General features: G+C 67.8%; 8 protein-coding genes. 2 read left to right on the top strand and 6 right to left on the bottom strand.

Translation table 11 applies throughout. The annotated features are described in order from the left end of the window. Positions 1-5: 5 nt before the first annotated feature. The 6 genes from Q1J95_RS01820 to Q1J95_RS01795 form a co-directional block, all read right to left on the bottom strand. Complete coding sequence (locus Q1J95_RS01820) at positions 6-1,064, bottom strand: DUF998 domain-containing protein (protein WP_300265561.1); 1,059 nt, start codon at positions 1,062-1,064, stop codon at positions 6-8. Between the two features lie 139 nt (positions 1,065-1,203). Beyond that, on the bottom strand, positions 1,204-2,154 hold the full coding sequence (locus Q1J95_RS01815) for a siderophore-interacting protein (protein WP_300265560.1): 951 nt from the start codon (positions 2,152-2,154) through the stop codon (positions 1,204-1,206). Then, on the bottom strand, positions 2,144-2,944 hold the full coding sequence (locus Q1J95_RS01810; protein ID WP_300265559.1) for an ABC transporter ATP-binding protein: 801 nt from the start codon (positions 2,942-2,944) through the stop codon (positions 2,144-2,146). Before Q1J95_RS01810 ends, Q1J95_RS01815 begins: the two co-directional genes overlap by 11 nt. Then, entirely contained in the window at positions 2,941-3,966 is a 1,026-nt protein-coding gene (locus Q1J95_RS01805; RefSeq protein WP_300265558.1) for an iron chelate uptake ABC transporter family permease subunit, read from the bottom strand. The genes Q1J95_RS01810 and Q1J95_RS01805 overlap by 4 nt, the downstream gene beginning before the upstream one ends. Then, the gene (locus Q1J95_RS01800; protein WP_300265557.1) at positions 3,963-5,006 is read right to left on the bottom strand and encodes an iron ABC transporter permease; all 1,044 of its coding nucleotides are present in this window, start codon (positions 5,004-5,006) and stop codon (positions 3,963-3,965) included. Before Q1J95_RS01800 ends, Q1J95_RS01805 begins: the two co-directional genes overlap by 4 nt. After that, positions 5,003-6,037 carry an ABC transporter substrate-binding protein gene (locus Q1J95_RS01795; protein WP_300265556.1) on the bottom strand — a complete coding sequence of 345 codons (1,035 nt, stop codon included), beginning with the start codon at positions 6,035-6,037 and terminating at the stop codon, positions 5,003-5,005. Before Q1J95_RS01795 ends, Q1J95_RS01800 begins: the two co-directional genes overlap by 4 nt. Positions 6,038-6,182: 145 nt before the next feature. Between Q1J95_RS01795 and Q1J95_RS01790 the strand changes: the two genes are divergently transcribed. Next, entirely contained in the window at positions 6,183-7,217 is a 1,035-nt protein-coding gene (locus tag Q1J95_RS01790; protein WP_300265555.1) for an FUSC family protein, read from the top strand. Between the two features lie 34 nt (positions 7,218-7,251). Then, positions 7,252-8,460: an MFS transporter gene (locus Q1J95_RS01785; protein ID WP_300265554.1), complete on the top strand. Its 1,209-nt coding sequence runs from the start codon at positions 7,252-7,254 to the stop codon at positions 8,458-8,460. The last annotated feature ends 21 nt before the right edge of the window (positions 8,461-8,481 follow it).

Here is an 8,481-nt window from a genome sequence, read left to right as displayed (position 1 = left end):
TCCCCCTATCGAGCGCCGAGCAACCTGCCGCGCAGCGAAGGCCGACTGCGCTCGGGTGTCAGCACGGCCAGCACCCGCACGAGCGTCGTCAACCAGAGCAGTCCGAGGGCGATCACGACCGCCTCGAGCACGGTGAGCGAGAACAGTTCGAACGCGTCAGCGAGCACGAACGCGACCACGAGCAGAAGGGAGATCACGACCGTCGTGGCCGTCAACGCGGGTGGCGGGCCCGGGATGGTCGCCGTGGTGAGCACGCCCGATGCCGCGAACAGCACGAGCGTTGAGACAGCCACGACGTTGTGAACGACGACAGCGCCCTCCTGCGGGAAGATCCCGACCATCGCCAGGGCCACACCGGTCGCCGCCCACAGCACGACGACCCAGCCGATGCGCCCCAGCCTGGCGTCGCCGAGGATGCGGTGCAGGTCGCGCCCGATGTACATGCCGACGGTGGCGGTGAGGATGCCGGCGACAACGAGCGTTCCGTTGAACGCCCACGATCCGGTGCCGATGCCCAGCTGCGAGAAGTTCATCTCCCACCACCGCGGGTCGGCGGCGGTGAGCATCGCGAACAGGGTTCCGATGACGAGGTAGCTGAACAGCAGCGTGGCCAGATCAGAGGTGGTCAGTCCTATCCCCGCGTCGAACGCGAGTCGTCCGCCGACCGCACTGGCGACGCCGATGACGATGCCACCGCCGAGCGCCGGGAGCTCGAGTCCCTGCAGGCCGACCCCGAGCACCTCGCTCGCCAGCAGCACACCCAGCGCGGTGACGCCGGCGAAGGCGATCGTCAGCGCGATGGCGGATGCGGACGAGATGACGATCTGCCAGCGCGGCATGCCCGAGTGCTCGCCTCGACGATGCACGACGGTGCTGACGACGAAAGATGCCGCAGCGATCGCCGCTGCGGTGAACGCCGCGGGCAGGCCCACCGAGCCGTCTCCGGCGATCGGGCGGGGATTGCCCCAGAGCACGAGTGTTCCCACGCCGGTCCCGAGGAGAAAGCACACGACGGTGGCCCAGATCGCTCGGGTCTCGCGTAGCATCCGCAGCTCCTGGTTCATGCATCCATCGAACCACGCCCCGGCGACATCTTCCCGACGCTGCGGGCTGTCCCGATTCGCCGACCATGTCCCGATCTGCGGACGAATTTCGCAATAACCTCAGCAGATCGGGACAACGTCAGCAGATCGGGCGCGAACCTCAGCCGCGCATCGCGACGCCGCGGCGCCAGTACCCCATGAACGCCACCTGCGAGCGGTCGACGCCCAGGTCTTTCACCAGGTGGCGGCGCAGCGTGGTGACGACGCCGCTCTCGCCCGCGATCCAGAAGTAGCGATCGTCATTCGCCCCGGAAGATGCGGTGACCTCTTCGCCTAAGCCCGAGTACACCGGCGTCTCCCAGACGAGGTCTTCACCATCGGCATCCTGCACCGTGATCTCGTCGTGGCCGGTGTCACCCAGATAGTCGAGCACCGTCGGGATGACGCGCAGGCCGTGCAGGGCATCCCCTCGGGGCAGCCAGTGCACTTCGACGTTCTCGGGCGCATCGATCGCCAGCTGATCGGATGCCTCGGGCACCTCGATGAAAGCGATGCCGCGCGTCTCGCGCGGGGCGTCTTCGAGGATGCGCGCGATCGCCGGCGCTGCCGTCTCATCGCCGACGAGCACGACCGACGATGCCTCGGCCGGCGCGTACTCGATGCCGCTGCGCCCTTCACGCCCGCGCCGCGGACCGACCAGGAGCAGCTCATCGCCGATCGCGGCACGGCTGGCCCACAGCGACGCCGGGCCGGTCAGTCCCGGAGCCAGATGCAGCACGAAGTCGATGACGACCTCGGTTCCGGCATCCGATACGAACAGCTCGCGAATCGAGTACGTGCGCATCGAACCGCGCTCGTCTTCGGGAATCGCAAGGTACGCGGCCCACCAGTCATCGGTGTCGCGATCGATCGAGGGGAGCACGCCGGATGCCGGCGGGAAGACGAGCTTGATACGAGCGTCGAAAACGTCACCCGGGGTGCCGAAGTCGTCGAGCTCAGCACCACCGAGCGTGATGCGCACGAAACTCGGCGAGACGCGCTCGACGGCGCGCACCTCTGCGCGGGCGAGAACGTACGGCGGACGCGTGCGTGTGGTGGTGTCAGCGGACATGATGCCTCCCGATTGGCATGACCATAGGCTTTCCGGAAACCGGGTCTGCGGTGATCTCATTCGCCATGCCGAAGACCTCTTCGACAAGCGTATGGGTGAGAATGTCGCCCGGGGCACCCGTCGCATGCACGGCGCCCCGACACATGGCGACGAGTTCGTCGGAGTAACGAGCAGCGAGATTGAGGTCGTGCAGCACCATGACGATCGTGGTGCCGCGCGAGACCGCGAGGTCGGTGAGCAGGTCGAGCACCTCGACCTGGTGTGCGACATCGAGGAAGGTCGTCGGCTCGTCCAGCAGCAGGATGTCGGTCTCTTGAGCGAGAGCCATCGCGATCCACACGCGCTGGCGCTGGCCGCCGGAGAGCTCGTCGACGCTGCGTTCGGCGAGCTCGATCGCACCGGTCGCCTCGAGCGCATCTGTCACGACCGCGTAGTCGTGCGCGCTCCAGCGGGCGAGCATCTTCTGGTGCGGATGCCGTCCCCGACCGACCAGATCAGCCACCGTGATGCCTTCCGGCGCGATAGGCGATTGCGGCAGCAGACCGAGCACGCGGGCGACCTCTTTCGTCGACCGTGCCTGCAGCGACTTTCCATCGAGGATGACCTGACCGGATGACGGAGCCAGCAGCCGTGCCAAGGCACGAAGCAGGGTTGATTTACCGCATCCGTTCGCGCCGACGATCGAGGTGATCTTTCCCGGGGCGAGGGCGAGGTCGAGCCCGTCGATCACGGTGCGGTCACCGTAGCCGAGGGTGATGCCCTCGGCCGACAGCGTGTGTTCCTCGGTCACAGTGAGCTCCCGGAGCGGTTGGTTCGAATGAGGAGATAGATCAAGTACGGCGCGCCGAGCACGCCGGTGATGACGCCCACAGGGTAACGCTCCCCGAAGGCGAACTGCCCGATGAGGTCGCCGCCGAGGACGAGCAGGGCCCCGACGAAAGCCGACGGCAACAGCAGATTCGCGCCGGGTCCGATAATGCGCGCCGCGATGGGCCCCGACATGAACGCGACGAACGCGATCGGGCCCGCCGCGGCCGTGGCGAATGCGAGCAGGGCTACGCCGCCGAGGATGATCAGCAAGCGTGTGGCCGACACCCGTACACCGAGTGCCGATGCGGTGTCGTCACCGAATCGCAGAAGCCCTGCCGAGCGCTCGGCCAGCACGAGGGCGGGCACGAGAATGAGGCTCGCGATACCGAGCGGGGCGATGCTCGACCAGGTCGCGCCGTTGAGGCTGCCGGTCATCCATTGCATCGCCTGCTGGATGTCCCAGCCGCCCGCTCGCGAGAGCACGTAAGACACCACGCTCTGCAGCATCGCCGCGACGCCGATGCCGATGAGGATCAGACGTGTGCCGGCGAAGCCGCCCTTGTTCGACAGCAGATAGATCGCCAGAGCCGTCACGAGCGCGCCGACCAATGCGACCAGAGACACGGCACTGTCATCGAGCGAGAACACGATGATGCCGGTCACGGCAGCGGCGCTCGCTCCGGAGGAGATCCCGATGATGTCGGGAGAGGCCAACGGGTTTCGCAACAGCGTCTGGAACGAGACGCCTGCGATGCCGAAGGCGAAGCCGGCGAGGATGCCGAGTACCGCCCGTGGCAGGCGGTACTCCCCGACTGTGAAGCTTGCGCCCGGCACGGTCTCGCCGAGAATCACACGCAGCACATCGCCCACGGGATAGAACGTGTTGCCGAGCATGAGCATCGCTGAGAAGCCCGCGAGCACGAGAGCGGCGAGCACGAGCGTGATGAGCGTGCGACGCCTGCGGCGCAGCATCCGCCCGCGGATGATCGTGTCGACGCTCATAGCTCACGCACCCGCTGTCTGCGCACGATCCAGATGAAGAAGGGGGCGCCGACCACCGCCGTGACGATACCGACTTGCAGCTCTTCGGCGTGCAGGACGAGACGCCCGATGACATCGGATGCCGTGAGCAGCAGCGCGCCGGCGACCGCTGAGAACGGCAGCAGCCACCGGTAATCGGTGCCGATCAGCAGGCGACAGATGTGCGGGATCACGAGGCCGACGAAACCGATCGGACCGGCGATCGCCGTGGCTGCACCGGCGAGCACTACGGCGCCGATGGCCGAGACGATGCGGGTGCGCATCACGTGCTCGCCCAATCCTGCGGCGAGGTCGTCTCCCAGTGCGAGCGAGTTCATGCCTCGGGCGCTGAGCAGGCAGAGAGCGGCGCCGACCCCGACCACGGGCACGAGGACCGCGATACGGCTCCATTCGGCACCGCCGACGCCGCCGATCTGCCACGACTGGATGCTGGTGAGCATGTTCACGCGCGGCAACATGATGGCGCTGATCAGCGAGCTGAACGCCGCCGAGGTCGCCGCGCCCGCCAGCGCGAGCTTCAGTGGGGTCGCACCGCCCCGGCCGAGCGAGCCGACCGTGTACACGAACACAGCCGCGACCATCGCGCCGACGATGGCGAAGGCCATGTACACCCAGGCGTCGTCGATGCCGAAGAACACGAGGCCCAAGACGACGGCGAGCGAGGCCCCCGTCGTCACCCCGAGGATGCCGGGGTCTGCGATCGGGTTGCGTGTGACCGCCTGCATGCTCGCCCCCGACATCGCCAGCGCCGCACCGACGAGGATCGCCAGCACCGTGCGAGGAACGCGCTTGGCGATCGCCGCCTCCCCGACGGTCTCGGTGGCACCGCCGAGAGCGGCGAGGATATCGTCGACCGAGACCGCCCGCACGCCGAAGCTCACCGAGAGCACGCAGGCGCCCAGCAGCGCCACGACCGCGACGAGCAGCCAGGCGGAGCGGACAGCAGCCGAGCGCCTCAGATGGGCGGCGCTCGGCTGAGTCGGGGCGGTCGTGACAGTCACTCTGCGTCAGCGAGCGCCTCATCGATGGCCGCGAAGTACTGCTCGACCGTACCGGGAATCGACAGCGGGGATGGGTTGGATGCCGTCGCCAGCACACCCGTCGCGCCGAGGAACACCACGCGACCCTCAGCGATGGCCGGGATCTTCGACAGCAGCGCGTCGGCCTGCAGCGTGGGAAGAAGGGACTCTTCGGCGTAGGTCACGATGACATCGACGTCTTGGAAGCTCTCGACCTGCTCGGCGCTGACCGTGCTGTAGAACTCATCGCCTTCGTCACCGGCGTCGGAGACGAGCTCCGGGTACGGCATGCCGTACCGCTCGAGGAAGGCGGGGCGGGTGTCATCGCTGGTGTAGAACCCGATCGAGCTGAGATCGCTGGGGTCGAAAGACGCGAACATGGCCGTCTTGCCCTCGATCGCCGGGTGCGCCTCGGCGGCAGCGATCGCCGCGTCATCAAGCGACGCGATAAGCTCATCGCCCTCGCTCTCGAGTCCCAGCGCCGTGGAGCTGAGTTCGATCATGTCTTCGTAGGAGGCGCCCCAGGCGACCTCGGGGTACGCCACGACAGGTGCGATCTTGGAGAGGGTGTCGTAGTCCTCTTGAGTGAGACCGGAGTACGGCGCGAGGATCACATCGGGCTGCGAGTCGCTGACCGCCTCGAAGTCGATGCCATCGGTCGGATCATAGAGGTTGGGGTCGGAGACGCCGAGCTCGTCGAGTTCGTCTGCCACCCAGGGCAGCAGGCCGTCGCCGTCGTCATCGCCCCAGGTCGCCTTCTCGAAGATCACCGGAACGATGCCGAGCGCGAGAGGAACCTCGTGGTTCGCCCACGCGACCGACGCGACGCGCTCGGGCTTGTCATCGATCGTGGTCTCACCGAAGGCGTGCTCGATCGTGACGGGGAAACCAGCATCAGATGCGGGGTTCGTGTCGTCACCGGAGTCGGCGCTGTTGGCGGGGGCGGCGCAAGCGGCGAGGCTGACGGCGAGAACCGCAGCTGCACCGAGGCCGAGTATGCGGGAAATACGCACAGGCTGTTCCTTCGGATCGGGAGATGGTGGGCGGCGTCAGCCGCGATGCTTTGGTAAGCCTCGCCTAATCTATCAGAGCTTAGGGTCGCCTCAGTTCACAAATGTCCGATCGGGAAAGCCAGCCCGAGACAGCTAACGTGGAGCCATGCGCATGACGTCGGCGGTGACAAGCCCGAAGCGCGCCCCTCTGCTGCAGGTCGTCAAGTCGGCCGTGGCGACGATCGGCGCCTGGCTGATCGCCGGGTGGCTGGTGCCCGGTCCGCTGCCGGTGTTCGCCGCGATCGCGGCGCTCCTGGTCGTGCTGCCGAGCGTGAACCAGTCGTTCACGAAGGCGCTCGAGCGCAGCGCCGGAGTGATCGTGGGCGTGCTGATCGCGACGGCGCTCAGCCTCCTTCTCGGGCAGCAGAGCTGGGTCATCCTGCTCGCGATCGTCGTCGCGATGCTCGTCGCCTGGGCGATGCGCGCGACGCCGGGGATGGGAAACCAGGTCGCGATCTCGGCGATGCTCGTGCTGGCGCTCGGATCGACGAGTCCGGAGTACGCGGTGCACCGAATCGTCGAGACCATCATCGGGGTCGTGATCGGCATCGTCGTCAATACCCTGATCGTGCCGCCGGTGCACACCGCGCCGGCCCGTCGTGACCTCGGCCTGCTCGGCGGAGAGCTCGCCGCGACGCTCGATCGGCTGGCGATGGCACTGCCGTCGACGCAGACACCGGCCCAATTGCAGGAGCTCATCCTCGAAGCGCGCCTGCTGCGTCCGATGCAGGCGGCAGCCGAAGCATCCGTCACCGATGCCGAAGAATCGATCACGTTCAACCCTCGCCGCTCGCACCGCGCAGATATTGCCGAGATGCGCGAGCTTCTCACGACGCTGTCGCCGATCGTCACGCAGGTGATCGGCATGACCCGCGCCTACCTCGACCACTACGACGACACCATCAGCGACGAACCCAGCGTCCACGCCATCGCCGAGCAGCTGCGCCGTGCCGGTCACGACGTACGCCTCGCCGTGCAGGTGGCCGAAGTCGCGTCGGCCACTGCGACCGAGACAGAGGCGATCCAGGCGCTGACCACTCCGCTCGAGGTGTTGCCACCGGCATCCGGGCATTGGATCCTCGTCGGATCGCTCATGGAGGATCTGCGGCGCATCCGCGGTGAGCTCGTCGGCGACGGCTGAGGACGTCCATCGCGCTCGGTAGGCTGAGTCGGATATGACTGGCATGGCTGCGACTCCGGGAAGTGTCATCCGCGTCCCCGGAATCGCCGCGCTGATGGCGATGTCGGCGCTCAGCTTCGCCGGCTTCAGCGCACTGGTGTCGACGGTTCCGCTGTGGGCGGTGCGCGGCGGTGCCGATGAGGTCGGGGCGGGTCTGATCAACGCCGTGATGATGGCCGCGACCGTCGCGGTGCAGACGACCGTGCCCGCGGCGCTGCGTCGCTTCGGCTGGCGCATCACGCTCTCGGCGGGCACCATGCTGCTGGGGGCACCGTCTCTCGTGCTGCTGACGACGGACTCCCTGCCCGCGATTCTCGCGCTGTCGGCGGTGCGCGGCGCCGGCTTCGCCGTGGTGACCGTGTGCGGGTCATCGGCCGTGGCGAGGCTCGTGGATGCTCCGCGCCGTGGCCGTGCGATCGGTCTCTACGGGCTGTCGCTGTCTGCCCCGCAGATCCTGCTGGTGCCGACCTCGGTGTGGATCGCGAACAACCTGGGCTTTTGGGCGGTGTTCGCGGTCGGAGCCGCGCCACTGGTCGCGGCGATCCCCGCGCTCCTGCTCGGGCGACGCCTCGACCATGCCGAACGCGCACCCGAGCCCGAGCTGCCGCACGGCAGCACGACGCGTCTGTGGCTGCCGCTGATCGCACCCAGCGCCGTGCTGCTGACGATCACCGCGCCCGGCGGTGCGCTGCTGACCTTCGTGCCGCAGTTCCCCGAGGTCGGCGGCTACGCAGTCGCCGGGCTTTTCGCGCTCACCGTGTGCTCGGCATCCGCTCGCTGGCTCATCGGCGGCCTCGCGGACCGGTTCGGCTATCTGCCGTTCCAACCGCCGTTGCTCGTGCTCGGTGCGACAGGGCTGGCTTCGTGCGTCTGGGCGATGGCCGGTGGTGGCGGCGCGGCGCTCATCGCCGGGATGGCTGTGACCGGCATCGCCTACGGCAGTCTGCAGAACGTCACGCTGGTGGAGTCGTTCGCGGCCGTGGGGCCACGCCATCGCGACACGGCGAGCGCTGTCTGGAACATCGGATTCGACACCGGCACCGGCGTCGGGTCACTGCTGGTGGGGTTCATCGCGGCACAGACGAGCTTCGGCGTCGGGATGTCGATCACCGCGGCGCTGTGCTTGTTCGTCGCGACCGTCGTCCTGGCGCGCATCCTGCTCGCGCGGCGTCGCCGTGGTGCACCGCAAACGATCATCGACTGAGATAGGGGATGATCGAAGGAT

This window comes from Microbacterium sp., assembly GCF_029263575.1.
Taxonomy (GTDB): Bacteria; Actinomycetota; Actinomycetes; order Actinomycetales; family Microbacteriaceae; genus Microbacterium.
The sequence above is the reverse complement of the archived record's forward strand: the minus strand, read 5'-3'. Positions and strand labels throughout refer to the sequence as shown.